Here is a 24129-nt window from a genome sequence, read left to right on the forward strand (position 1 = left end):
GCTGGATTTGGGCAGACTCTTTGGCCTTGGCTCGCAAGAGAGATTGGGGCACCGGATATTAAAGTAAAATTAAGCCCCCAGTTGTTGTATCAAATGCCTCCTTCTCCAGGCTTGGCCAATAGAATGAACAGCATAAAATAGACACGGCACCCCCACCTGGACTCATATTCCTATGGATCATCCTGATTCTGTGGCTCGGCGCTACATGAAACTGTGCGAGGCCTATCTCTCTCTCAACGAAGCCTTCGACAAATTGGATCAGTCCCACAGCCGCCTACAGCGCTACATCAAACGACTCTTTCCGCTCAAGCCGATTTTGCAAGAGCAGCTTAAGCAGAGCGACCGCTGGATGAACTCCTTACGAGAAGAACTGCAAGCCAAAGAGGCCCGGCTTGGCGAGCTAATCGCCAACTACGATCAAGTCTGCGGCGAGCTGGACTCCACCAAAGCAGAACTGTTGAGCGCTCAAGCGCTGATTGAGAAACTGGAAGCCGAAAATGCTCAGGTTTTGGAACGCTTGAGTCGGCTCACCAACATGGAAGAGGAAATGGCAAACTTGGCGGAACAGCTGGCCCAAGCGAACGAAGCTTGTCAGCAGATGGAGGCTCGAAATCGCGAGCTGGAGCGAGCTTTGGGAGACCGGGATCAGCACATTTACAGCCTGCAAGAGCGATTGGCACAATTGGAGCAAGAGATGGCCTTCCTGAAAGCTCAGCGGGATGAGGCCCAGCAAGCTGCACAACTGGCTGTATCTCGCGCTGAGCAGGCGGAAGTCGGGCTGAAGGCGCAAACCGAACAAGTTCAGACTTTACGAAATAAGCTCCATCAAGCCGAACAGCAACTGGCTATGGTAACCCTGAACGAGCTGGAGCTCCTGCTCAGCCATAACTCGATGAACCTCTTGCGAGAAGCGGGGCAGGCTGCAGAAGTAGATGCCCAGGTGCTGGCAACCGTACCGACCTCTCTGGCCGAGGCGGAACACATTCTGCTGGAGATCGACCAGTTCATTCAGTTCATTTTGGCCTACTCGGAGCCCATGAAGTCGCAGGCTGCGTGACATACTCCCGACGCTGTAGCTAGCTTCCCGCAGGGTTGCTACGCACACAGCGCGGGCTTCTCAGTGACCCCTGCTATCGCTTCAGACATTTCCTGAGCTTAAGGACTACGTCCCGCTGACGCGAAAAGGACGGGATGCCCCACCGCCCTGTAGAGTAGTGCGTAGTGACTAGTCACTAGTCACTAGCCTTTTTATTGCTTCATGGAGTGGGGTGACGGCTTCGGTTTTGCGTGGGTATGTTGACCCTGCGCGTACAGCGCGGGGCTTCTCGGCGGTTTAGCTAAAATAGGCTAGAGAGCAGCTGCAAGACTCCGCAGGGTTGCAAAGCAACACCCCAATGGGGAGATGCCCATCTTCTCATCACCAGAACAAACTCTACCCTGCATCCTTTGAGCGGGCCAACCCAACTGAAGCTGACAACTTGAGCGCATGAAAGCCGTAGTCATGAGTGTGCCCGGCGGGCCAGAGGTTCTGCAGCTCCGAGAAGTACCTGAGCCCCAAATTCGTGGCGAGCGGGAGCTGCGCATCCGTCTGAGGGCAGCCGGCGTCAACCCCATCGACACCAAACTGCGGCAACGGGGCACCTTCTATCCAGAGGAGATGCCCGCCATTTTGGGGTGTGACGGTGCCGGCGTTGTGGAAGCCGTGGGATCCGGAGTTAGGCACTTTACAGTGGGAGACGAGGTGTACTTCTGCCACGGGGGTCTGGGCAGGCAGGCGGGGAATTACGCCGAGCTGATCGTGGTGGACGAGCGTTTTGTGGCTCCCAAGCCCAGAACTCTGAGCTTTGCGGAGGCTGCTGCTGCCCCGCTGGTGCTGATCACCGCCTGGGAAGCGCTTTACGACCGGGGACGTCTCCAGGCCGGCCAAAGTGTGCTCATCCACGGGGGAGCGGGTGGAGTTGGCCATGTGGCCATTCAACTGGCCCGTCTACGGGGATCCAAAGTGGCCACCACCGTGAGCACCCCGGAAAAGGCGGAGTTTGTCCGTTCCCTAGGCGCCGGCTTGCCCATCTTCTACCGGCAGACAGACTTTGTGCGCGCCGTTTTGGACTGGACAGGGGGAGAGGGGGTGGATCTTGCCCTAGATACCTTGGGCGGCAAGCTATTGGAGCAGACCTTCCCCGCAGTGCGCGTGTACGGAGATATCGTCACCCTGCTGGCCCCGGCCCCAGAGATCGACTGGCGGGTGGCTCGCGACCGCAACTTGCGGGTGGGATTTGAGCTGATGCTCACCCCGATGCTGAAAAGCCTGACCAACGCCCAACAAAATCAGGCGGAAATCCTCAGGCAATGTGCCCGCCTCATCGACCAAGGCCAACTGCGGATCCAGCTCAGCCACACCTTTCCTCTGGCCGAAGCGGCTGCCGCCCACCGGTTGCTGGAGCAGGGATCCGTTCTGGGCAAAATTGCCTTAACCATCCCCGAGTAGGCATGCTAGAGAAAGCCCGTTGAGGATCTGCCCATGGTTGCTCCTCTCACCCCCCACCTGCTGGAGAACGAGAGCTTCTACGAAAATGCCCTCTGCTGGCTAGGGCGACCCCAGACGGCCTATCGACTGTTGAGCGAAGCAGTTTTTCCTGCCATCTCCTCTTGGGTGCGGGGGGAGGTAGATAGCCACTCTTTTAACCACTGGCAACTGGAGGATGTGCGCACCTTTCTGTATCCGGTGGTGGCTCTGGGGGATCAAGAAACCCTTGTTCTCTCCAGCGAAGCCCTGCTCCTCTGCGGCATCGGCAACTACTACAACCCCTGCGACTTGGCCATTGTGGTGTTCGTGCAGCAGCCCCAAGAGCTGTTCAGCCAACTGATGCAGCGCATTCGCCGGGCCGAAGCCACTATCAGCCGCGGGCCAGACGTGCGCATGCTCTCGGAACAGGTGAACCTGGCCAAGCGCGGACAAGACTACATCAACACCAAATATCTGGTCTGGCCCTACGCTCTTTCCGGTGCTGCTCAAGATACGCTAATTCAGCAGGGGATCAGCCTCATCCGTCTTTCCCCCCAAGAAGCCGCCTTGCCCTTTGGGGAATAGGAGAGTCTGCTCTGTTGGCAGAAGGTAGGGATCCCCGTCCAAACATTTTTTCCATCTCTGTTGCCTTTCATGGTCGATACCCACCTGCCCCCCTTGATCCAAGCGATGCTGGATCCCGCCTTCTACCCTCATCCGGTACAGGATCCCGTGCAGCTTGTTCAAACCCACATTTCCTATATTCTGCTGACAGGGGACTATGCCTATAAAGTGAAAAAGCCTTTGGACTTTGGCTTTTTGAACTTCACCACCCTGGAGAGGCGGCGCCACTTTTGCCAAGAAGAGCTGCGCATGAACCAGCGCGGTGCTCCCGGCCTTTATCTGCAAGTGTTGCCCATTGTCCAGACCGATGGCCGATTTCAGTTCAACAGCAGCGGCGAGCCCATAGAATACGCTCTGCAAATGCGGCAATTTCCCCAAGAGCAACTGTTCAGCAACCTGTTTGAGCGGGGAGAGCTAACGCCGTCCTTGATGGAGGAGCTGGGGCGGGTGGTGGCGACGTTTCATGCCCAAACCGAGACCAACGACTACATCCGCAGCTTTGGCCGGCCAGAACGGGTGCGAGAAGCCTTTGACGAGAATTACGCCCAAACCCAGCGCTACATCGGCGGCCCGCAAACGGCTCAGCAATATCGAGAAACCCAAGCCTACACCGATCGCTTTTTTGCTGAGCGGCAGGAGCTGTTTCAACAAAGAATAGAACAAAACCGCATTCGTGAATGCCACGGAGACCTGCACCTAGGCAACATCTGTTTTTGGGAAGGGAAGATCCTGCTTTTTGATTGCATCGAGTTCAACGAAGCCTTCCGCTTTGTGGATGTCATGTACGACGTATCCTATGGGGTGATGGATCTGGATGCCCGCCATCGCCCCGATCTGGGAAACGTCTATTTGAACACTTACCTGGAAGAAACCGGAGATTGGGAAGGGCTGAAGATCTTGCCTATTTATCTCAATCGGCAGGCCTACGTGCGGGCCAAGGTCACCTCTTTTTTGCTGGAGGATCCCACTGCAGCAGAGGAAGCCAAGGCCACAGCCTTTAGCACCGCCGCCCGCTATTACCGTCTTGCCTGGGAATACACCCTCCCCAAGCGGGGGCAGTTGTTCCTGATGTCGGGATTGTCGGGATCCGGCAAAAGCACGGTAGCCCGCCACTTGGCCCGTCAGCGGGGAGCCATTCACATTCGCTCCGATGCGGTGCGCAAGCATTTGGCCGGGATCCCTCTGCGGCAACGGGGGGGGCCGGAGGTTTATACCCCGGAGATGACCGATAAAACCTACCGCCGCTTGGTGCAGTTGGGAGTAGAGCTGGCCCAGGAAGGCTACACCGTGATTCTGGACGCCAAGTTTGACCGGCAAGCCCTGCGGGGGATGGCCATTGATCAGGCCCAACGCCAAGGGATCCCACTGCGCATCCTCCACTGCTACGCCCCTGAACCTGTTTTGCGGGAGCGCCTGCAACGCCGCAGCCCAGCTCCTCAACCCCTCTTGGCCCCAGCTGGTTCCAGCGATGGAGATCAGCAGCCCTCTGCCGACATTGCCGATGCCACCGCCGAGATGCTCTCCCAACAGCAGGCCCACTGGCAGGATTTTTCCGATTCGGAACGGCCTTTTTTAAAGGTTTTGGATACCAGCCAAGATTGGCCATCTCAACTTCAGCAGGTCTAGATCTCGACTCAAACTGCACAAACTCGAGAAAATTGCTATCAGCAAGATGGATTTTGCCGTTTCTGGGCTAGAGGATGGCAGCAGCTTTTGTTGTGCAGGGATCCCTTTCCAAAGTAGAGGTCAAAATTGGGTCTAAAGCTCTGTCCTATTGGTACGCAGTTCGCCTCGGCGGGCCATAGACCTGAGAGAGACGGTAGGCTGAGGGGCATGTTGACGTGTCTGTGCAGGCCCACCCTTTTCCCATCCCACTCAACCAGAACCAACCCCGTGCAGGAGGATCCAACAGTGAGCGATGTAACTCCAGATGACCTTCGCCTGATGCTCCTGTTCGAGGGCTTTCCTCCTGAGAGGCTAGAGCCGCTGGCCGGGCAAATGTCGTTGCGCTCCCACCCGGTCAATCAGGCCATCTTGTTACAAAATGACTGGGGTAACGCCGTTTATTTCATCCTGGAAGGGTGGGTCAAGATTCGCACCCATGATCTCGAAGGCCGGGAGATCACCCTCACCATTCTTGGTCCAGGGGAAATCTTCGGGGAAATGGCTGCTTTGGACGAAGCGCCTCGTTCTACCGACGTTGTAGCCCTAACAGCCACCAAAGTCAGTTGTCTGTCGGCCCAACACTTCCTGGCTTTTTTGGCTTCTGATCCTCAGGCCGGCATCCGCCTTGCTCAGCTCATGTCGCGCCGCTTACGGCAGATCAACCGTCGTCTGCAGTTGCGCGAGGCCAGTAGTACGGCCCGTGTTGCCGATATCCTGCTGTTCTTGGCCGAATCCCGTGGCCGGGTTAGCCGAAGTGGCGTAGAGATCCCCAACTTGCCCCATCGGGAGCTGAGCAGCCTCAGTGGCCTAGCCCGGGAAACGGTCACTCGCGTCCTGTCCAAGCTGGAGCAAGAGGAGCTGATCCGCCGGGATCGCAACCGAGATGTTCTCTGCATCCCCCAGATGGAGGCTTTGGAGAAATTGATTGGCTAAATTGGGGGCGCCACCAGTTGTCAAAACCCCCCTCGACATCGTAAGATAGTAGGTCCAGAGCCGGGATAGCTCAGTTGGTAGAGCAGAGGACTGAAAATCCTCGTGTCACCAGTTCAAGTCTGGTTCCTGGCATCTGGTATGAGTATGCTGAGGCGGGCTTGGGTCAACGACCTAAGCCTTTTTGCTATGTCGGTCTGGGGAGTTCTGCTCTTCTCTCTTCACGTGTATGCACATATAGCCACACAGCTCCGGGACTGAAGAAAATTGTTGTAGGAATCCTCACCTCAAGCATAGGCAAGTTATAATCCCGGCAGCCTCTGTGGAGATTGCTCTCTTATGTCTGTAAAGCTCCTGCCTCAGTGTGAGAACTTGAAAGAGCAGGTTGAAGCTATCCTGCAACTCTGGCATCAGGATTCCACTTTTTCAGGCAAGCAAGATACCACTCGGATTCAAGCTTCCCTCAGCAAAGCTATTTCTCCAACCTTCGAGATTGTCTTTGCCGGTGCTTTCAGTGCTGGCAAGTCTATGCTAATCAATGCCCTCTTAGAAAGAGAGCTTCTCTACAGCGCCGAGGGGCACGCCACAGGGACAGAGTGCTACATTGCCTACGCAGAGCCAAATGCTGAGAGAGTGGTGCTCACTTTTCTTAGCGAGCAGGAAGTGCAAGAACAGATGACCGCCTTCTGCGCTTTCCTAAACTTGGCTCCGTCACTCAGCAGGCTGGAAGACACTGCACTGAATCCCCTGAAGGAGCGTGCTGAGGCTATTATTCAGCAGGACGGAGGCAAAAGCAAGTCAGAGCGGGCGAAGCAGGCGGATGCACTTCGCTTGTTGATTACAGGTTTCCAGCAGAACCGGGACAAAATTCACCCTACCGAGAACAAAGTTTTCTCAATGGAGCAGCTCAACTTCGGCAACCTAAGAGAAGCTGCGGGTTTTGCCCGGCGCGGCGCCAATAGCGCAGTTTTGCGAAAGGTGGAATACTATTGCCACCACCCCTTGCTGGAAGATGGAAACGTTATTGTCGATACTCCTGGGATCGATGCTCCAGTCAAAGCGGATGCAGAGCGTACTTATCGAAAAATTGCCGATCCGGATACGTCCGCAGTTGTTTGCGTTCTCAAGTGTGCTGCAACGGGTGAGCTGACCAAGGAAGAGACAGAGCTTATTGAGCATATTCAAAGTAATGATAGCATCAGGGATCGGGTCTTCTATGTATTTAACCGGATTGACGAGACTTGGTACAACGCACAACTAAAGCAGAGACTGGAAAACATTATCGACCAGCAATTTCGTCAGCTCCGCATATTCAAGACGAGCGGCCTTCTTGGCTTCTATGGTTCCCAGATCAAGACAACTACCCCTGAGGATCGATTTGGACTGGATACGATTTTTTCAGAAAGCATCAAAGAATTGGGTGGTGGGGAAGAAACACCCCAGTTTGTCAGCGAGTTTAACAAGTACTGCACGTCAGGTAGGTTGGTTGGATCCCCGTTCCGCCCTTCTGTACATGGGTACGACACACCCATAAATAACTACGTTCGGATTCTGAGGGAGTGGGGAAAACCTTTGATTGAGTATATGATTAAAGATAGCGGTATTGAAGACTTTCGGGCTGGGATCACTCGTTATTTAACGGAAGAAAAGCGGCCACAGCTATTTTCCGCGCTGGCCGATGATTTGCAACCTCTCTGCATCGAGATGAGGAAGTCCTATCTAGATCTCTACCGAGACATTGATAGCCAGCCCAAAGAGATTGACAGCATGATTTCCTATGAGCTGACGCTGATCAATCAGCAGCTAGCCAGTATTGGCCGAGAGTTTGACGAGCATATCCAGACAGTAGTCAATAAAGTTATTAACGGAGAAAACAAAGAATTTGAGAACGATTTCCATAAATTGAAGACTAGGATGGTACGGAGGCTAGATGAGCTTTTGGATACTTTTTCGTTGGACAATGTTTACAGTCAAGCCGTTCGCATTCGTCCCCGCAACTCCACAGCTCCATTCTTAGCTGTATTGGTCGAAGCCTTTTATTATTTGTCCAACCATCTAGAGGACATCCTGGTAGAATCAGCCAGCACGCTTGTAGAGAACTTCTTTCGTCGCCTTGTTGATGAAGTTCGCAGCTCGAGCTACTACAGGCAGTTGTTTCGCCTACTGGGATCCGATGGGGACTTGGAGAAAAAGCTTCATTTGGTTAAGGAGGTAACTTTGAGTTCTCTTGTCAATGGTGCCCGAAAAGAGTGCGACCGCTACCTCAGAGAAAGTCCCCGCTTCTACGACGAAGGAACATTCTCGATCTACCAGTTTCGAGAAGTCCTAAAGCAAACCAGCCAATCTTATGACATCTCTGCTATTCGCGACGCAGAGCCTGGAATCCGACAATTACTCAAGCTTGACTTTGAGCCGAAAATTAGCCAGACAGTGCGTTCTAGCTTCCGACAAGAGACCAACAATACTCTAAAAACTCAGCTATTGCCGGTTGCCAAGCAAGTAGCCGATGAGATTTTGCAAAAGTACCCAGAAGCAAAGCAGTTCATGGAAGCAACTCTCAGAAAAGAGGCTGAAGAGAAAATTGCGCTTAACCAACAGCGGCTGAAAGAACTGGAGGCAAGCATAGACAAGTACAACCAAGCTGTTTCTAGGATCAACCTCTGCCTGCAAGCTTTGGGCCTCAATCGTGAGATGCTGCCCTTGATTACTCGTCCTGAACCTTCCTCTGTTGGTGAGTCAGTTCAAATTTTGGCAAGTCTTCCTGAACAGCAAGTAGGTGACAGCAATGCAAGCGAAGCAGTCGCTCTTGGTCGTTCTACACCCATAGACGAGAGTTTTCCAGAGTTGGATAGCATTCTCGATGATTTGAGATAGAGCGGCTTGTCTTTGTTTTTGGCCTTTCACTTGATCCAGATAAAGTCATGGGATCCAAATCGATACCTCTACAGCAGCACCCAGAAGGGATCCTCTCTGTAAGGGAGAAAACTTTCAAGGTTGCCAACTTGGTCAAAGCAGCCCAAGAGGACTTGACCAAGAAAGAAGAGCTGCATCGCTTGTTCATTGCGGCCTTGAGATCCTCAGGGATCCTGCCGCCGGAAGACTTGCTCAACATTGCCAGTAGCCTTCTTGCTCCCAAGCCAGAAGAAAAATTGTTGCAAGAAGCGAAGTGGTTTGGGCAGGGACTTGCTTGTCAACTCTTGGTGCCGGGCAAGAAAGATTGGGAAAAAGGCAGAGTCAGATTGCGGATCATTGTAGAGTTTGAGCCAGAGGATACAGGCTCAGAGAGCAGCAGCGGATCCCCTCTGGATGACCTTCGCGAAAGTGAGAGCTAGCCTAAGCCAGAGAGACATAGAGGGGGTTGGGCAAGTGTCAAGTAATGATCAATCTCAGGAGTGCTTTGTTGAGCTAGATATTTTCCAAAATACTGTCATTGATATAGGAGGACGCCTAATCTACTCGCAAGAGTTTGCTCAGGTGTACTCAGAGATTGTTTATGAGAGTATCAGATCCTACTTATCCAGCAAACTTAGCGAAAAGGGAGTCTCGATTCTATGGAGCAACTTGAACGGAATAACTAACGTGAAAGGAATTCCTGCTAAACCCTTACGTCCTGGCTCACCGTGGATTGCTGGTAGAGTTAGGATGAGACTAGTGGTTGAGTTTGAGCCAGAAGAAACGGGATCAGGGAGCAGTAGATCGCCTTTGGATGACATTCGGGGAGATGTCAGTCAGTAAAGTCTGTTAGCAATAGGAGACAATGCCGTGGTCGATCCGATAGTTTTTAGGTCAGATGATAGGGAAACTGTCGTTGGAATTGGTGATCAAGTCTACCTTCCAAGTAGATTGCATAGTGCAATTATTAATTACCTTCTTTCAGATACTTTACGGACAAACGGTTACCTTAAATCAAGAAAGGTTTATGCGGACATTAGAATGCTCGTGGATGGAATAGAATCTAGAGTCTTACAGCCCAGAAAGTCGTGGATCTCTGGCAAGATATCAGTCAAAGTTTATCTCGAGTTTGTTCCTGATGACCCATATAGAGATTCTGGAGATAGCGCTCCCAGAAAACTAGAGGATTCTATACTGGATGATTTACGGGCTGTTCAAGTTGTCTCTATGTCTTGAGGTCGATAAGATGACAAAAACATCCATTAATCTTAGCCAACTGGGAGACGGAGTTATCACTTTTATCAACAAGAACAATAAGCAGAAAGTCTACATGATTTCCAAGCTTTGCGATTCTATCAATTCTTATTTCCTGAGGTTTGACCAAATGGGAAGCGGACTAAACAGTCACTTGAGTTCGTCTGAGATACAAACAGGTATTCCCTATGAAGATCAGGTTCATTTTTTCCATAAAGGAGTTCCATGCTCGATTCTTTCTCCTAAAACTAACGGTTGGCAGACCGGTAGAGTAAAAGTAAGAGTAGAAGTTACGATTGACTTTTATCCTGACAATCCTGAATTTCTGATAAAAGAACCCGACCAAGAGATATTAGAACCTCTAGATGAAAAGTCTCCACTGGACGATCTTCGCAGTATGGATGAATAACGATGAAAGAAAGAAAATCCGGCGAAAGGATTCTAATTCCAGCAGCCGTGCGGGAGTATGTTTTCCAAAGAGACGGCTTCCGTTGTCGCGGTTGCGGAAAGTCGCCCCCAGAGGTTCAGCTTCAGATCGATCACATCATCCCCATTGCCCAAGGGGGCAGTAACGATATCAGCAATCTGCAAACGTTGTGCAAAACCTGCAACCGACGCAAAAAGGATCGACGGGATCCCCGCTTTCGCCGCCACTTTGACTGGTGAGTTGCGGTGTTTCGCCTACGCTTCTCCCTCTAGAAAAGAGAGGAGAGAGGTCTGCAAAAACAACCTCAGACAATAGGCGGAAAGCTCAAAAACGGCATTCGAGTCAGGACTCCCGGCACCGAGCCGACTTCTACTTCCAGCCCCTCGGCAGGATCGAATTTGGTGCGCACGTATCCCAATCCCAGGTACTCTTGCGAAGTTAGGCCTGCACTGGTCAGCAGCCCAATCTTTTCCCCCTGCCGCAAAATCTCTGTGCCAGGATGAGCTTCTCCTTGGAGGCGGATCCCCCACAAAGTTTGCCGAATGCGCCGGTAGGTTACCTGCTTGGCCAAGACTTCCTGGCCAACGTAGCAACCTTTGTCAAGGGAAACAGCTCGCCACAGGCCGGCTTCTAGGGGGTTGTAGTCTGAGGTCAGCTCTCGGTCGGCGGCGGGGCGACCCGCTTCTAGGCGGAGGACTTCCCACAGCTCAGGTGGGGCCAGCTTGGCTCCGGCTTGGAGCAAGCATTCTTCAAGAGCGACTTTCTGGTCAATGGTGCCCCAGAGGGTAAACCCCGGCTGGGCAAGACCCGTGCCACAAGCCAGATGGACAGGGATCCCCTGGATCTCCACGGCGCAGTGCTCATGAGGCCCGGTCGGGATCTCTTCTGAGCTCACCACTTGCTCCAGGAGAGCTTGACTCTGGGATCCGAGCAATCCAAAACCAAAGGTCTGGTCCGTCTCATCTTTCAACTCTGCTCCCCGCACCAAAGGCAGCATACGCCCCAAACTCTGCATCAGCAGGCTGCGCCGCTGGGGTGAAGTCCAGATCCAGCAGTCTTCTTCTCCCACGTACACCGTTGCCAAATCCAGGATGCCGGCGGTGGGGGTCACGAAAACCGTGTCGGCCCCCTGCCCTGGCTTGAGGGCCTTCAGATTTTGGGTGCTTCGGTTGTGCAGATAGTCCAAGCCTGGGGATCCCTTCATGCGCAAACGGCCCCACCCGGAGCGATCCAGAAGCAGGGATCCCGTCTGTGCAACGGGTTGGCCCTCTGTGGAAACAGCAGCTAGAAGAGACATCGCTCACCCCAGAGATGGGATTTGGTTTTCTTCTCTACCCTAGAATAGGCTAGTTCACTCCACCGTCTGTGGCAGATCCCCGGCGTACTGAACTGTGATTGAGGTTGAAGTCCACCAACAGTTGCGGCAGCTTTTGCGGCAGTCTCCCGAAGCCCTGTGGCCCCACCAGTTGACGATGGCTCGCATGGTGGCGCGGGGGTTGCGGCTGGGTCGCAGCACCTTGATCCAGGTGCCCGCTGGGGGTCAGCACCGCCTCAGTTACCTGCTGCCAGCCCTGATGTGGCCCAACCCCACCTTGCTCTGTGCCACAGCTCCTGTGCAGGCGCAAATTTTGGGGGAAGAGATCCCCTGGCTACAGCACACCCTGCAGTTGCATAAGCCCGTCCTGCAAAAAGACCGTTGGCCGGATCCCGATTTCCAGGGGTTGCTGTTGGTGGATCCCCTGGATTGGCTGCAAGCTCGCTTGAGAAAGGGATCCTCGCAAGTGCCGACAGGGATCCCTTTGATCCTGGATGGAGCCGAAGACCTGGAAGATTGGGCCTACCAGGCGCTAACGGTGACCCTGGAAGCCAGCCATTGGCAACAGCTCCGGCAAATCTTCCCTGCCGAGGCGGAGCAGCTCTCCCAGGTTCAGGTCAATTTGTCCCTTCAGCTTTTGCGGCGGCCTCTTTCCCGCTGTCTGCTTCATGCGGATGAACAGGTTCACCTGGATGCTGTGCTGTCTTTGGTGACAGGCTACCCCGGCTGGCTGCCGGATCCCTGGGATCAAATCCGCCGGCGGCTCAGCTCTGAGGGGGATCCCGTCTCCAAATGGATTTGGTGGGCCGAAACCGACCGAGAAACCGGTCGCCTCACCCTTCACCACAGCCCGGCGGCTCTGCACGATTGGCTGGCCCCCATTTGGGCCACACAGCCGGTGGTGATTATCGGGGAAGCGCTGGATCTGGATCGCCAGGCGGAAACCTACCGGCGACGGTTGGGCTTGCCGGATCTAACGCCGCTGCGGTTTGCCTCAGGCGAGGGTTGGCCACGTTCTGGCGGGGCGGAGCTGTCCCTCTACTTGCCGCGCCTGCCCTTGCCCAACAGCCCTCTATTTCGGGATCACCTGCTGCAAGAGCTGAAAAAGCTGATCCCTCAGGCGCAGGGCTTCGTGGTGGTGTTGGTGTCGGATCAACCTCTGCAGGCACAAGTGGGGGCGGCTTTGGCTGCCGAATTCGGCTCGCGGGTGCGGGTAAACAGCCCGTTCCCCGGCGAAAAGGGCATTTTGGTCTGCGACTGGCCCTACTGGCTGCACCACAAGGCCGGCTTGCCGCGCCCTGAGCTGATGGTGATCGCCACTTTGCCCTTCCCTTCTGTGGAAGACCCGAGGGTGGCCGGACGGGTGCAATATCTGCAACGCACCCAGCAGGACTGGTTCCGTCAGTACCTTTTGCCGGTGGCCGCTGCCCAGTTGCAACGGGCTGTTGCGCCTCTGCGGCAAAGCTCTGATTCGGGAGAAGATTCCAGCTCATCCACCCGATGGGTGGCCATTTTGGATAGCCGCATCATTGCCCGCAGCTACGGCGTCTCTCTTCTCAATGCCTTGGGGCCAACTTTGCGGGTCGAGCAGCGCAGCCAACTGTTTGTTTAGGGATCCCTGGGCCTCTTGCGCCAGTTGGTTGATGGTGATGGATTGGTTTTGCCTGAGCGATTGAGAGAAGGCTTGTTTAGAACAGAGGGGGAGATTTGTATCCCAGAGAGCCAAAGCCAACTGGGATCCAAGCTATTCTGAGGGTGAATCACTCCTACTCACCTTCCTCTCATGACCAATCCTGCTCTCAGCTCCGTTCACGCTCGCAACAGCGGTGCGGAGCACTCCAGCGAGCCAGAGGCCCTCACAGCACTGCGCACGCAAGCAGTTTGGAAGCCATTGCGGCAGGCCATTGTGGAAAGCTCGGGTTTTCGGGGATGGCTCCAGGGCCGGGAGTTGCCCACTCAGGAAGCAGAGCTGGATCAACTGGTGCATAGCTACCTCGAGCAAACCTTGTCTCACCTGGCCTATTAGGATCCCCAGAGTCCCAGCCAGAGGGGCAAGGTCAGCAAGGCGGCCAAGTACCCCACGGCCAAGGCAGTTACGGTAATTTCCCGATCCAAGTCGTATTCTTCCGTGAGCACCAGGGTGGCGATGGCGGGGGGCATACCGCTCTGCAGGACCAGCACCAGCTTGGCCAGAGGCGGGTAGGGGGTGAAGGCAAGGCCGATTCCCACCAAGAGCGGCACAATCACAATTTTGATCAAGAGGGCCACTCCGGCGGCAAGAAAGGATCCCCAGCGCTTCACCTGGGCCAGCCGCATCCCCAGGATCATCAAGCTGAGCGGGATCATGCTCCAGGCAAAAGCCGCCAACCCTTGAGAGAGCCAACCCGGCAGGGGTTCGCGGGTCAGCAGTAGGCCCATAGCAAAAGACCAAAGAGCAGGGGTGCGCAAAATGTGGAGGCCCACCTGCCAAGGTTGGGCATGGGAACTGCCGTGGCGGCTGGCCACCCACACGCCAAACCCGTAGGCCATGAACAGGGTGCCCAGCAGATCATAGAACAGGGCCCAGCCAAAGTAAGCCCTTCCGGCCACAGCCAGACAGATGGGATAGCCCAAATACCCGGTGTTCCCCAGGGTGGCGGTTAGGTGAAAGCTGCCCTGCTGGGCACTGCTCCAACAGTTGTGGCGCTGCCACCACAGCCAAGCGCTGGTCAAGGCAAACCCCAGCCCCACCGACAGCCAGCAGATCAGGGGAGCAACCCAGATTTGACCCGACAGATCCACTCCCTGCATAAACCCAACAATGCTGAGGGGCACTCCCACCCAAAACATGAATCGCCCCAAGGCGTGGGGATCCAGCCAACGATTCCAGCCGCCGGGCAGCCCCTTCTGGAGTGCAAACCCCAGCAGCGTCCAGCCCAGCAAGGGAGGATAAACCTGAAAAAGGGTGTTGAGCACGCTCAAGAGGGAGAGGGAAGGGATCCCTAGGCAGGGATCCGCCGGGGTTCTTCACGCAGGGCGAAGATGCGTTGAATCACCTCCTCGACAACGCGGTCTGGGGTAGAGGCACCGGAGGTAATGCCGATTTGCACCGGCCCATCGGGTAGCCACCCTTCGGTAACTGTCGGGTCTTGGTGAAGGGGCTTGTGACGGATGCGGTTGTTGGGTTGGATGCAGTCGGGGCCATCGATGTGGAAGGAAGGCAAGCCCTTGGCCAGGGCAATTTCCTGCAAGTGGGTGGTATTCGAGGAATTAAACCCCCCGATCACCACCACCACATCCAAAGGTTGCTCCAGCAGCTCGAACATGGCGTCCTGCCGCTCTTGGGTGGCATTGCAGATGGTGTTAAAGCTCATGAAGTGGTTGTCTAACTCCTGGGGGCCATATTTGCGCAGCATGGTGGTCTCAAACAGCTTGGCAATGGCGCGGGTCTCCCCCTCTAGCATGGTGGTTTGGTTGGCAATGCCGATCCGCTCCAGATCGCGATCCGGATCAAAACCGGGGGAAGTGGCCTTGCCGAAGCGCCGCCGAAATTCTGCCGCATCTCCGCCCTGCAAAATGTAGCGGGCGACCCATTCCGCTTCTTCCAGGTTCAGCACCACCAGATATTTTTCGGCAAAGGAGCTGGTGGCTACGGTTTCCTCGTGGTTGTACTTGCCGTGGATGACAGAGGTAAATTGGGCCGCGCGGTGCTTGTCCACTTGGTTCCACACGCGGGAAACCCAGGGGCAGGTGGTATCGACGATCTCATTGCCCTGCGACCGGAAAAACGCCATTTCCGAGGCACTCGCCCCAAAAGCAGGCCAGATCACCACATCTTGGGGCCGGATCTGAGAAAAGTCCTTCTTGCCGTCCGGGCCTTTCTCCACAAAGCGGATCCCCATCTCCTTCAGGTGCTGGTTTACCAAAGGGTTGTGGATGATCTCGTTGGTGATCCACAGTTGCCGATCCGGAAAGCGTCGCCGCGCTTCATAGGCATATTCCACCGCCCGTTCCACACCCCAGCAAAAGCCAAAGGCTTTGGCCAGGTGAATGGTGATGTCACCCCGCTGATAGCGGTAAGCCTGGGCGCGGATTTGCTCCACAAGGGGGCTTTTGTAGGTGGTTTGCAGCTCCAGTTGAGCTTGATCCTTGTGTTCTTCAAACCCCTTGGCAAAGTAGGTGCTGGATCCGCGCAGGGCTTTGCGCAGGGCCCGTGGGTCTTGGGGAGAGCTATCCGGGGAAGTAGGTTGGAAATAAGCCATGGTTACGGTTGGAGATACGCACTGCTCAAGCAGACGGCGAAGGGATCCTTTCTCAGCTTACGCCCAGTCTCGCATCGGTGGGCCATTCCAGCATGCTTTCCCTAGGGCCAGCGACAAGATTGTCAAGTCAACTATAGAATTGCAGGTAGAATTGCAGGGGATCGAAGCTGTTGAGCCAAAGCCAGAAAGCAGAGGGATCCCTTTGGGAATTGGCCGTTATTGGGGCGGTTGATCCTGCATTTCCAGTTGGCGCACCCGTTCCTGTAATTGGCGGGCGGTGGCAGAAAAGCTGCGCCCAGGCCAGAGGAGAGAGCCCAGCCCCACCGTCAACAGGCCCAGGCCGACAGCCACGGCGATGAGAAATCCCAAAGGCAGCTCCACCGAGCGCCACATTAAGAAATGTACGGTCAGGGTGGTGGGGTTTTGTCCGGCCAGGACTGCCACTCCCAAAGCCAGCAGCAGTGTCAAGACCAAGTTGAACAGCAGCAACATCAGGGATCCCGTCGCAACAGTTCCATTCTGCCTTGTCTGCTGGGGGGGTGGCTCAAGCCCGCACACTCCCGTCGGGTAGGGTGGCTCCGCTGAGGTCAGCGCCGGTCAGCACTGCTCCGCCGATTTTTGCCCCGCTTAGATCGGATCCCTGCAGTTGTGCACGGGTTAGCTTGGCTTCCCAAAGGTAGGCACCGTGCAAGTTGGCTTCCCGCAAGTCGGCAAAGCTGAGATCCGCGCCGATCAAGTTGGCTTCCCAAAGATTGGCCCCGCGGAGGTTGGCCCCCATCAAGTTGGCCGAGCTGAGATCGGCGCCGCGCAAATCGGCTTCCTGCAGGTTAATGCCACTCAGCTTGCCAAAGGAGAGGTTGGCCCCTCTCAGATTCACCCCTTGCAAGTTGGAGCGCACCAAGTCCACCCCCACCAGGTTGGATTCTTGAAAGTTGCGCTCGCCAGAGGCATATTCTGTCAGCAGCTCGTCAGCAGTTGTCACTCGGGGCATGGCCGGATACTGCCATCCGTGCGTTAAGCTTAACAATTTCTGGCTGCTCAACGGGGTACTGATGACCGCTCCGAAAGACCTACGAAACGCTAACAAACACTTCCAGAGTGTTCAGTGCCTGTCGCGTCTGATACATTTACGCTGAACACTGCTGAACATCACTGTTCAACTATGCAGCGATAGCATTCTGTTTGTTTCCATTCGCGTTAGCGGGACGGAGTCCAAACAGAATGGCGGTATCCCGCAAAGCTTTGAGTAGAATACCCAAAGCGCAGTTTCCGTGTCGTCTTACTACCAATTTTCTGCTTTGCTTTGGCTACCATGTTGGCAGACTCGAAAGTAAACAGAAAGATCAACTGGTAGTAATCCGTACTGAACATATTATATTATTTTCAGTATAGTTGAGCTTATTATTGACTAGAGTCATGCTCTCAAGCTAACAACCACGTTCTTGGGTGTGGTCACCGGGAGCAGCTCTGCACAGCGCAGCCAACCGAAGATAGGTACCTTGATGCGGTTGCCAGAAGTGCGAATACTCCCTTCCAGGTAAAAGCTGTCCTGCACCCCCTTGCGCTTGAAGCGGGGAAACTTCCCCAACCCACCCCGCCAGCGCTTAAGGGCTTGCTCCAAGTTGCGTAATGCCTGCTGAGGGGCGCATTTGGAGACCTGGTAGTACCAGCGATGTTCTTTCTTCACCTCGGCCACTAGGCGCTTGTGCAGGTCAATGGCGGTGGGAAGTTTTTGCTGGTTCTCCAGGGCTTGCCGACAGACTTCTAAGCCCCAGTTATAGGCGTGGCGGGCTACCCCAGCGTGTTGGGCGGCTAGAGTTGTTTGCTTGCGGTTAAGAATGAGTTGCGTCCGAAAACCCAGTAACATGCCCGCCACACCGCAAAGCGTCCATGAGTTCCGTGAAGCTTTCGGCTTGGCGCTCACAAGCCCCCTTTAGCTTTAGGTAACTCATGTTGACTACTGTAAGCTTTTCGGCCTGCTGTTGTCAGCCTCTGGTTTTGTCTGCTGGTTTTGCTGGGGTTGGGGGGGTGGGGACGGCCAGCAGGGATCCCCTGCCACGGGTTGGATGTGCAACTCCAGGTAGCCGGTGGCCGGATCCGGTTGACGGGAGAAGCGGTACTCCGGGCTATCGGCGAGGACAATTTCGGCGGTGGTGTAGATGAGGCAGCCGGGGCGCAGGTGTCCCCCCCAGGTTTGGCCTCGGGCATCGGCAACGGTGAGATGGAGATGGACTCCGTCAGGGCACAGGGATCCACTCAGGGCCAGGATCTCCAGGCGTTCCGACAGCAGGTGATCCCCCATTTGGTCGGCCAGGCGCAGGGTGGCTTGGCTGAGGCTGCCGACGGCGCTGAGGACAAACCCCGCTTGCAAGGGCTGCTGCCGGGCCACTCGCTCCAGTTCCTGCTTGAGATCTTGGCCGGGGAAAAGGCGCAAGGGATAAATCTTGAGGGATCCCGGCGGCATGGGCTGGAGCTCTTGGCGGCGGGAGGAGCGGATCCCGGGTCGCCAGCCGGGCTTAACCACCGGGCGGGAGCGAGCGATCACCAAGCAGTCATCCGGCAGAGGGTAGCGGGCAGGGATGGTGGAGCCGGCGGCAATGGTGACATCGGATCCCACCTGCAAAGGAGCCACCAGAACCGAGTTGGCGCCTGTTTTGCTGCGATCCCCAATTTCGGTAAAGTGCTTTTGCTGGCCGTCGTAGTTGGCGATGATGGTGCCCGCCCCGATGTTGACCTGGGATCCCAGCTTGGCATCGCCCAGGTAGGCCAAGTGGGCGGCATTGCTGTGGGATCCGATCTGGGCATTTTTGGTTTCCACAAAGTTGCCGATGCGGCAGTGATCCCCAATCTGGCTGTGGGGGCGCACGTGGGCGTAGGGGCCTATCCAGACGTGGTTGCCGATGCGGCTGTGGCTGACCACCGAGTAGAGAATGTGACACCCAGATCCAATCTCGCTGGACTCGATCCAACTGCCCGGCCCCAGGCGGGTTCCCGAGCCAATGCGGCACACCCCTCGCAGATGGGTTTGGGGCTCGATCACCACATCGGGGGCCAATTCCACCGTTTCCTCGAGGCTGCTGCTGTCGGGATCCACAAAGGTGACCCCGGCTTCCATCCAGGCTTCCTTGAGGCGATCCTGCAAAATCTGGTACGCCTGGGCCAGTTGGCGGCGGTCGTTGACGCCCACAATTTCTTGCGGATCGGCAACATCCAGAGCGATGGCTTTGCCCACCCGCTTGACGGCATCTGTTAGGTAGTACTCCTGCTGTGCGTTGTTGCTGTTGAGATGGGGCAAAACCTGGGCCAGAGCCGGCCAGTGGAAACAATACACCCCACTGTTGATGCGGCGATTTTGCCGTTGGGCCGGGGTGCAGTCTCGCTCTTCCACCAGTTCCAGCACCCGCTGTTGGGCATCGCAAAATACCCGCCCATAGCCATAGGGATCCGCCACCTGAGCCGAGAGCAAGGTTACCTCTGGGTTCATCTGGCGGTGGCGCTCCACCAGAGCTTGCAGGGTTTCCGCCCGCAGCAGGGGCACATCCCCGTTGATCACCAGCAGATCCCCCTGAAAACCGCCCAGGACGGGCAACAGTTGCTGAACGGCGTGTCCGGTGCCCAATTGCTGGGCCTGCTCCACAAATTCAACCGGGTACTCCCGCAGGGCTTGGCGCACCTGCTCCTGTTCATAACCCACAATCACCAGACAGCGGTGGGGTTTCAAGGTTAGCACCGTGCGCAGCAGCCGCTCGATCAAAGACAGGGATCCCAGCTTGTGCAGCACCTTGGGCAACTGCGACCGCATCCGGGTACCTTTGCCCGCTGCCAAGATCGCTACCGATAGCTCCCGCTCTGCCATGTTCCTTCCCCGAACTGCCCCCATCAAGTATAGGCGGCAGGATTCTGCTCAAAAATCTTCTGAGGTTGGATCCAAGTTCCTGAGCCCTGTGCGGCCAAAACTGAGCTAGCTTAATGGCACATCTAGCTGGTGCAGTCTATGGCCGAGAGCAGGGGCCCTGATATGCCCCCACAGGAACGTCGGCGGTTGGTCCGCGAGGTGGCCGGCTGGCTGGCGATGCTGGGGGTGTTCATTCCAGGGTTGCAGCGCTTCTATATGGGGCACCAACGCTGGGGCTGGGGCTACTTGGTGGCGGGGCTGATGGTGTTCGTTCCTTCCATCCCGCTGCAGATCCTCAGCTACGGGGTACGCGCCCTTTGTTTGCTGGAAGGGCTGTGGATCCTGACCATGAGCAATGCCGATTTCGATTTTCGATTCAATCGAGGGTTGATCGAGCTGGAGTGGACCAGTGTGGAAGGGCGAGAAGCCCGGGATCCCGAACAGCAGTTGGAAAGCCAGTTGAAACAGGGCTTGATCACCCGCGCTGAATATGAGGAGCGCCGCCGGCAAATCCGCAAGATTTCGTAAACTACCCGGCTCCGACCGCTAAGCGGTACGGAGCGGGCTTTCAGTAGCCCTGAGCCTGTTCTGCTCTACCAGAGAACAAAACAAGCCCGGACCTCTAGGCTGGTTTACAGCAGCCCCCAAGAGCGCAATCACATTCGCACCATTCAAATCCGCATCCCCTTCCCATCCACAGTGCCCACACTTGAACGACTTGCCACTGCGGTAGGATTGCGCAGGATCGGGATGGATATGCAAACACTTGTGGCAGGTCTGCGACGTGTAGGCAGGCGGAACAAGAATCAGAGAAACCCCTGCAACCCTCGCCTTGTACTCCAGAAACTGACGTAGTTGGTAGAACGCCCAACTGTTGGTTCTGCGCCGTTCGGCCTTGTTGCGCGGCTGTTGATTGACTCTCTCCCGGATCCCTGTCAGGTCTTCCAGGGCGATAGCGCTGTTGGTAGCTTTTGCCCTAGAGACAATAGCTTTAGAGATGCGATGATTGACCCACGTTTGAAAGCGTCTCTCCTTGCCAGACAGCCGTTGCAGCAGTTGACGGCATCTGCGCCGCGAACTGCGTGTGCCCTTACTGGCTTTGCGTTGGAGTACCGCCCTCAACCGGGAGTAGCGCTCTCGGACTCTGCTCAACTGCTGTCCATTCCAGTTGTCCCCCTCTGACGTATGGGCAATATCTGTCCTCCCCAAGTCCACCCCGATCACCTTGTCGGTATCTTGTTGCTTGGGTGTTTTTTCCTCTACGCAAATCTGGATGTAGTAGGAGCCATCTTTGCGCTTGACCAGGGTGGCAGCTTTTGGGTTGGAACCAGCCAGCATCCCACGCTGGTAGTTGCCAATGGCCAGTTCAAAGCGTTCTCTCCCTTCCACCGTGGTGAGCGACACCGTCCAGTCTTTTTGACGGAACGAAAAGATACGGGCGTCGTAGGTAACAAAGCCGCTCTTAAACTCCTTGACGGGACGCTTTTTCTGCTTAGCCACTTTGCGGGAACCCGCTACCCGTCTGCACACCTGTTGAGCCAAGTTACTGGACAAGCCAAACCGGGCTCGAATCTCGTAGTAGCAAAGGGATTGGAGTTTGACTGCGTTGACTACTTTTTCTGGTGTGTTCTGGTTGACCCAGTTCAATGCCTGTACAAAGGCATCCATCGTCGCGTCCAATTTGGCGGCTTGCGACTGGGCTACCTTGAGCTTGCAGGAGACGGTCAGGACTTGGGTCATGGTTCTATTGTAACCTCGCATTCCTCCCGGCACTGACCCTACGGGTACAGTGCGGGGCTCCTGCGATTTCTAGCTGAGAGTACTGGCGGAGGGTGGCCCCCTTCCACCCGTTGGCGCACTTGAATCGAGGAACAAGGATCGGCCTTCCTCTGAGTTGGGTGATCCCAAGGGGCACCACCAAGCGGCTACAACATCCCATCTCAAGCTTCCGGGAGAAAGTGGGGAATACTGGCAGTTGAGGGTTTTGCGGTGGGTCGGCTTTGGTTTGGCTAGTTGGCCTCAGCTTGTTTGGTAGCGCTTTTTGCCTCTTCTGGGGACAGTTGTTGGTGGGCAAGTTGCTGCTGCCGCTGTGGGGGGGATCCCCCCTGGTGTGGAATACCTGCCTGGCCTTTTTTCAGGCCACCCTGCTTTTGGGCTACCTGTGGGCAGATCGGCTGGGGCGCGGCCTCAATCCCAGGATGGGGGTGCTGATCCACGGGATCTTGCTGCTGGTCGGGCTGAGGCTTCTGCCCTTTCAGCTGGGGATCCCCGGCCAACCGGAAGGATGGTGGCCCCCTCTCGCTCTGTTGGCAAACTTGACTTTGGGAGCTGGGGTGCCGCTGTTTCTCCTGTCGGCGACGACGCCGTTGCTGCAACGGGGGTTGGCGGCAAGAGGGGTCGCGGGGCAACGGGAGGCTTTGGATCCCTATTTTCTCTATGTGGCCAGCAATGCCGGCAGCTTGGGCGGGCTGCTGGGGTACCCGCTGTTGTTGGAGCCCCGCCTGTCTTTGGCTTGGCAAACTCACCTGTGGACGGGATCCTACGCGCTGGTGGCAGCCCTGGTGCTGCTAAGCGGGGTGGGTCTGCTGCTCAGTCGCAACAGCGTTGCGGAGCAACAAGAACGCGGGGCAGATTCCCAGGGATCCGGCGCTGCTCTGGGGAATTGGGCTGTTTCCTGGCGAGAGCGTTGGCGCTGGGCGGGGCTGGCTTTTTTGCCGGCGGGCCTGTTGGTGGCGGTCACCACTCTGTTGACCACCGACGTGGCGGCGGTGCCCCTGTTGTGGGCCATCCCCCTGGGGATCTATCTGCTGACATTCATGCTGGCTTTCGGGGGGATCCACCCCAATAAGGGGGTTTTGGGAACGACAGCTCTTCTGGCCTGCGGGGCGGTGGGGACACAGGTCTTGGGCTGGGTGAGGCCGGGTTTTTTGCTTTTGCCGCTGCATCTGACCACCTTTGGGCTGGTGAGCTGGGGCTGCCACAGCCGGTTGGCTTGCCGTCGCCCGCCGGTGGAGCAGTTGACGCAGTTTTACCTGTGGCTGGCTTTGGGGGGGAGTTTGGGGGGAATGTTCTCTGCCCTCTTGGCACCGCAGGTGTTCGAGACGGTGCTGGAATATCCCCTGTTGCTGGGGATGTCGCTGGCCGTGCTGGGGGCGCAGGGGGGGCGGGTGGGCCTGTGGCTGGGGCTGGGGCTGCTCCTGCCTTTGCTGCTGTTGCACTTTCGACCGCAGGCGTTGCTGCAGGTGGGCGCTGGGGTGGGTTTGGCGTTGGGCTGGGCGGTGCTGGCGCTGTTGGTGTCAGGGGAGAGCCGTTCACAGCAGCAGAGCGGAGCCCCTGGCTGGCAGGCCAAGGTCGGTTGGGTGGGAGCAATGGCGGGGTTGGTTGTGCTGCTGGGGCAACCCTGGCTGCAGCCGGGACTGCAGGTGATCCACAGCGAGCGCAGCGCCTTCGGCCTCAACCGGATCGTGGAGTACCGGACTGAGCAGGGATCCTTTCGTGGCCTTCTGCACGGCACCACTCTACACGGCAGCCAAAACTTGGATCCGGAAAAAGCGCTGGAGCCGCTGACCTATTTTTCTCGGTCTGGGCCGGTTGGGCAGGTGTTTGCGGCGTTCAGAGCCCAGACTGTGGATCCCACGCCCGCCATTGCGGTGTTGGGGCTGGGGATCGGCACGTTGGCCGCCTATGCCGAGCCAGGGGATGAGTGGACGTTTTTCGAGTTGGATCCCACCGTGGTCGATTGGGCGAGCCGCTATTTTTCCTATCTCCGGTGGGCTCAGGCACGGGCGCAGGTGCAGGTCATCCTCGGCGATGCCCGGCTCAGCCTCAAGGGGATCCCAGAGGGCAGCTATGACCTGATGGTGATGGACGCCTTCAGCTCTGACGCAGTGCCGGTGCATTTGCTCACGCAAGAGGCTTTGGCCCTCTACCTCAGCAAGCTCAAGCCCCACGGCTGGCTGCTCTTCAACATCACCAACCGCCACCTCGACTTGGCCCCGGTGTTGGCCGGCCTGGCCGGATCCCTGCAGCTCCACGCTTGGCACCAAGACCACCGGGATCTCTCCCCTGAGCAACGCCAGGCGGGGCTGGCCCCTTCCCACTGGGTGCTGTTATCGCCGCGCGACGCTTCGACGACCGCCTCAGCAGGGCGGAGCCCTTTGGCCCAAAACTCTGGAGTCCTGCAGGAACTGGATCCCTGGCAGCCCCTTTTGCCCCAGGCCGGGGATCCCGTCTGGCGGGATGACTTTTCCAACCTGCTGCAGGTGATCCGTTGGCCCCGGATCCCTTTGCTAAAGGGTATCCAGATCCCCAGTTCTGGATAGGAATCCGGCTGCTATCGCTACGCGACCCTTCGGCAAACGTGTTAGCGTTGCGGAGCAG

Annotated in this window: 23 protein-coding genes, 1 tRNA gene and 1 pseudogene; 16 read left to right on the forward strand and 9 right to left on the reverse strand. The window is 56.5% G+C overall.

Translation table 11 applies throughout. The features are described 5' to 3' along the window. Positions 1-172: 172 nt before the first annotated feature. The 12 genes from ACVWY9_RS00140 (at position 173) to ACVWY9_RS00195 (ending at position 10537) form a co-directional block, all read left to right on the forward strand. Positions 173-1057 (forward strand): hypothetical protein, encoded by an 885-nt coding sequence (locus ACVWY9_RS00140; protein ID WP_457387094.1) that lies wholly within the window; start codon positions 173-175, stop codon positions 1055-1057. 429 nt (positions 1058-1486) lie between these two features. Beyond that, positions 1487-2488: a zinc-dependent alcohol dehydrogenase family protein gene (locus ACVWY9_RS00145; protein WP_414349833.1), complete on the forward strand. Its 1002-nt coding sequence runs from the start codon at positions 1487-1489 to the stop codon at positions 2486-2488. Between the two features lie 33 nt (positions 2489-2521). After that, positions 2522-3091: a hypothetical protein gene (locus ACVWY9_RS00150; protein ID WP_414416116.1), complete on the forward strand. Its 570-nt coding sequence runs from the start codon at positions 2522-2524 to the stop codon at positions 3089-3091. Positions 3092-3160: 69 nt separating this feature from the next. Next, on the forward strand, positions 3161-4756 hold the full coding sequence (locus ACVWY9_RS00155) for a bifunctional aminoglycoside phosphotransferase/ATP-binding protein (protein ID WP_457387294.1): 1596 nt from the start codon (positions 3161-3163) through the stop codon (positions 4754-4756). A 318-nt stretch (positions 4757-5074) separates the two neighbouring features. Next, a complete protein-coding gene (locus ACVWY9_RS00160) occupies positions 5075-5728 on the forward strand; it encodes a Crp/Fnr family transcriptional regulator (RefSeq protein ID WP_011434200.1) in 654 nt (217 codons plus the stop codon). A 59-nt stretch (positions 5729-5787) separates the two neighbouring features. Then, a tRNA-Phe gene (locus ACVWY9_RS00165) sits at positions 5788-5860 on the forward strand. Positions 5861-6064: 204 nt separating this feature from the next. Beyond that, a complete protein-coding gene (locus ACVWY9_RS00170) occupies positions 6065-8599 on the forward strand; it encodes a dynamin family protein (protein WP_457387097.1) in 2535 nt (844 codons plus the stop codon). 47 nt (positions 8600-8646) lie between these two features. After that, positions 8647-9057: a KGK domain-containing protein gene (locus ACVWY9_RS00175; protein ID WP_011430011.1), complete on the forward strand. Its 411-nt coding sequence runs from the start codon at positions 8647-8649 to the stop codon at positions 9055-9057. Then, positions 9032-9460 carry a KGK domain-containing protein gene (locus ACVWY9_RS00180; RefSeq protein WP_457387099.1) on the forward strand — a complete coding sequence of 143 codons (429 nt, stop codon included), beginning with the start codon at positions 9032-9034 and terminating at the stop codon, positions 9458-9460. Before ACVWY9_RS00175 ends, ACVWY9_RS00180 begins: the two co-directional genes overlap by 26 nt. Before the next feature lie 27 nt (positions 9461-9487). Then, positions 9488-9853 carry a KGK domain-containing protein gene (locus tag ACVWY9_RS00185; protein ID WP_457387101.1) on the forward strand — a complete coding sequence of 122 codons (366 nt, stop codon included), beginning with the start codon at positions 9488-9490 and terminating at the stop codon, positions 9851-9853. A 10-nt stretch (positions 9854-9863) separates the two neighbouring features. Beyond that, a complete protein-coding gene (locus tag ACVWY9_RS00190) occupies positions 9864-10280 on the forward strand; it encodes a KGK domain-containing protein (RefSeq protein ID WP_414344169.1) in 417 nt (138 codons plus the stop codon). A gap of 2 nt (positions 10281-10282) precedes the next feature. Continuing rightward, positions 10283-10537, forward strand: a complete 255-nt coding sequence (locus ACVWY9_RS00195) for an HNH endonuclease (RefSeq protein ID WP_011430012.1) — start codon at positions 10283-10285, stop codon at positions 10535-10537. Positions 10538-10602: 65 nt separating this feature from the next. On the opposite strand, the gene ygfZ is transcribed toward ACVWY9_RS00195, so the two are convergent. Then, on the reverse strand, positions 10603-11595 hold the full coding sequence (gene ygfZ, locus ACVWY9_RS00200; RefSeq protein WP_457387103.1) for a CAF17-like 4Fe-4S cluster assembly/insertion protein YgfZ: 993 nt from the start codon (positions 11593-11595) through the stop codon (positions 10603-10605). Positions 11596-11689: 94 nt separating this feature from the next. Here ygfZ and ACVWY9_RS00205 point away from each other — a divergent pair, with 94 nt between their 5' ends. Then, positions 11690-13225: an ATP-dependent DNA helicase gene (locus tag ACVWY9_RS00205; protein ID WP_414427691.1), complete on the forward strand. Its 1536-nt coding sequence runs from the start codon at positions 11690-11692 to the stop codon at positions 13223-13225. A 171-nt stretch (positions 13226-13396) separates the two neighbouring features. Next, positions 13397-13639, forward strand: coding sequence for a hypothetical protein (locus ACVWY9_RS00210; protein ID WP_414423841.1), 243 nt, complete (start codon positions 13397-13399; stop codon positions 13637-13639). Here ACVWY9_RS00210 and ACVWY9_RS00215 read toward each other — a convergent pair. From ACVWY9_RS00215 to glmU, 7 genes and pseudogenes are all read right to left on the reverse strand, one after another. Continuing rightward, positions 13636-14568: an AEC family transporter gene (locus ACVWY9_RS00215; RefSeq protein WP_414328971.1), complete on the reverse strand. Its 933-nt coding sequence runs from the start codon at positions 14566-14568 to the stop codon at positions 13636-13638. The genes ACVWY9_RS00210 and ACVWY9_RS00215 overlap by 4 nt on opposite strands. Before the next feature lie 26 nt (positions 14569-14594). Continuing rightward, entirely contained in the window at positions 14595-15854 is a 1260-nt protein-coding gene (locus ACVWY9_RS00220; protein WP_414423843.1) for a 4-hydroxy-3-methylbut-2-enyl diphosphate reductase, read from the reverse strand. Between the two features lie 216 nt (positions 15855-16070). After that, positions 16071-16346: a lipopolysaccharide assembly protein LapA domain-containing protein gene (locus tag ACVWY9_RS00225; protein WP_414328974.1), complete on the reverse strand. Its 276-nt coding sequence runs from the start codon at positions 16344-16346 to the stop codon at positions 16071-16073. A gap of 52 nt (positions 16347-16398) precedes the next feature. Further along, on the reverse strand, positions 16399-16845 hold the full coding sequence (locus ACVWY9_RS00230) for a pentapeptide repeat-containing protein (protein WP_414328976.1): 447 nt from the start codon (positions 16843-16845) through the stop codon (positions 16399-16401). A 423-nt stretch (positions 16846-17268) separates the two neighbouring features. Next, the gene (locus tag ACVWY9_RS00235; protein ID WP_457387106.1) at positions 17269-17721 is read right to left on the reverse strand and encodes an RNA-guided endonuclease InsQ/TnpB family protein; all 453 of its coding nucleotides are present in this window, start codon (positions 17719-17721) and stop codon (positions 17269-17271) included. A 90-nt stretch (positions 17722-17811) separates the two neighbouring features. Then, positions 17812-18318, reverse strand: coding sequence for a PPC domain-containing DNA-binding protein (locus ACVWY9_RS00240; RefSeq protein ID WP_414408899.1), 507 nt, complete (start codon positions 18316-18318; stop codon positions 17812-17814). A 36-nt stretch (positions 18319-18354) separates the two neighbouring features. Then, positions 18355-19710 (reverse strand): annotated as a pseudogene (glmU, locus tag ACVWY9_RS00245) (bifunctional UDP-N-acetylglucosamine diphosphorylase/glucosamine-1-phosphate N-acetyltransferase GlmU); the annotation flags it as partial. A gap of 162 nt (positions 19711-19872) precedes the next feature. On the opposite strand from glmU, the gene ACVWY9_RS00250 reads away from it, so the two are divergent. Continuing rightward, positions 19873-20277 (forward strand): SHOCT domain-containing protein, encoded by a 405-nt coding sequence (locus ACVWY9_RS00250; RefSeq protein ID WP_457387108.1) that lies wholly within the window; start codon positions 19873-19875, stop codon positions 20275-20277. Between the two features lie 18 nt (positions 20278-20295). Here ACVWY9_RS00250 and ACVWY9_RS00255 read toward each other — a convergent pair whose 3' ends face one another. Further along, a complete protein-coding gene (locus ACVWY9_RS00255) occupies positions 20296-21489 on the reverse strand; it encodes an RNA-guided endonuclease InsQ/TnpB family protein (RefSeq protein WP_457387110.1) in 1194 nt (397 codons plus the stop codon). A 260-nt stretch (positions 21490-21749) separates the two neighbouring features. Here ACVWY9_RS00255 and ACVWY9_RS00260 point away from each other — a divergent pair, with 260 nt between their 5' ends. Next, positions 21750-24071, forward strand: a complete 2322-nt coding sequence (locus ACVWY9_RS00260) for a spermidine synthase (protein WP_457387112.1) — start codon at positions 21750-21752, stop codon at positions 24069-24071. Positions 24072-24129: the final 58 nt, after the last annotated feature.

The sequence above is a fragment of the Thermostichus sp. OS-CIW-31 genome (assembly GCF_054060305.1).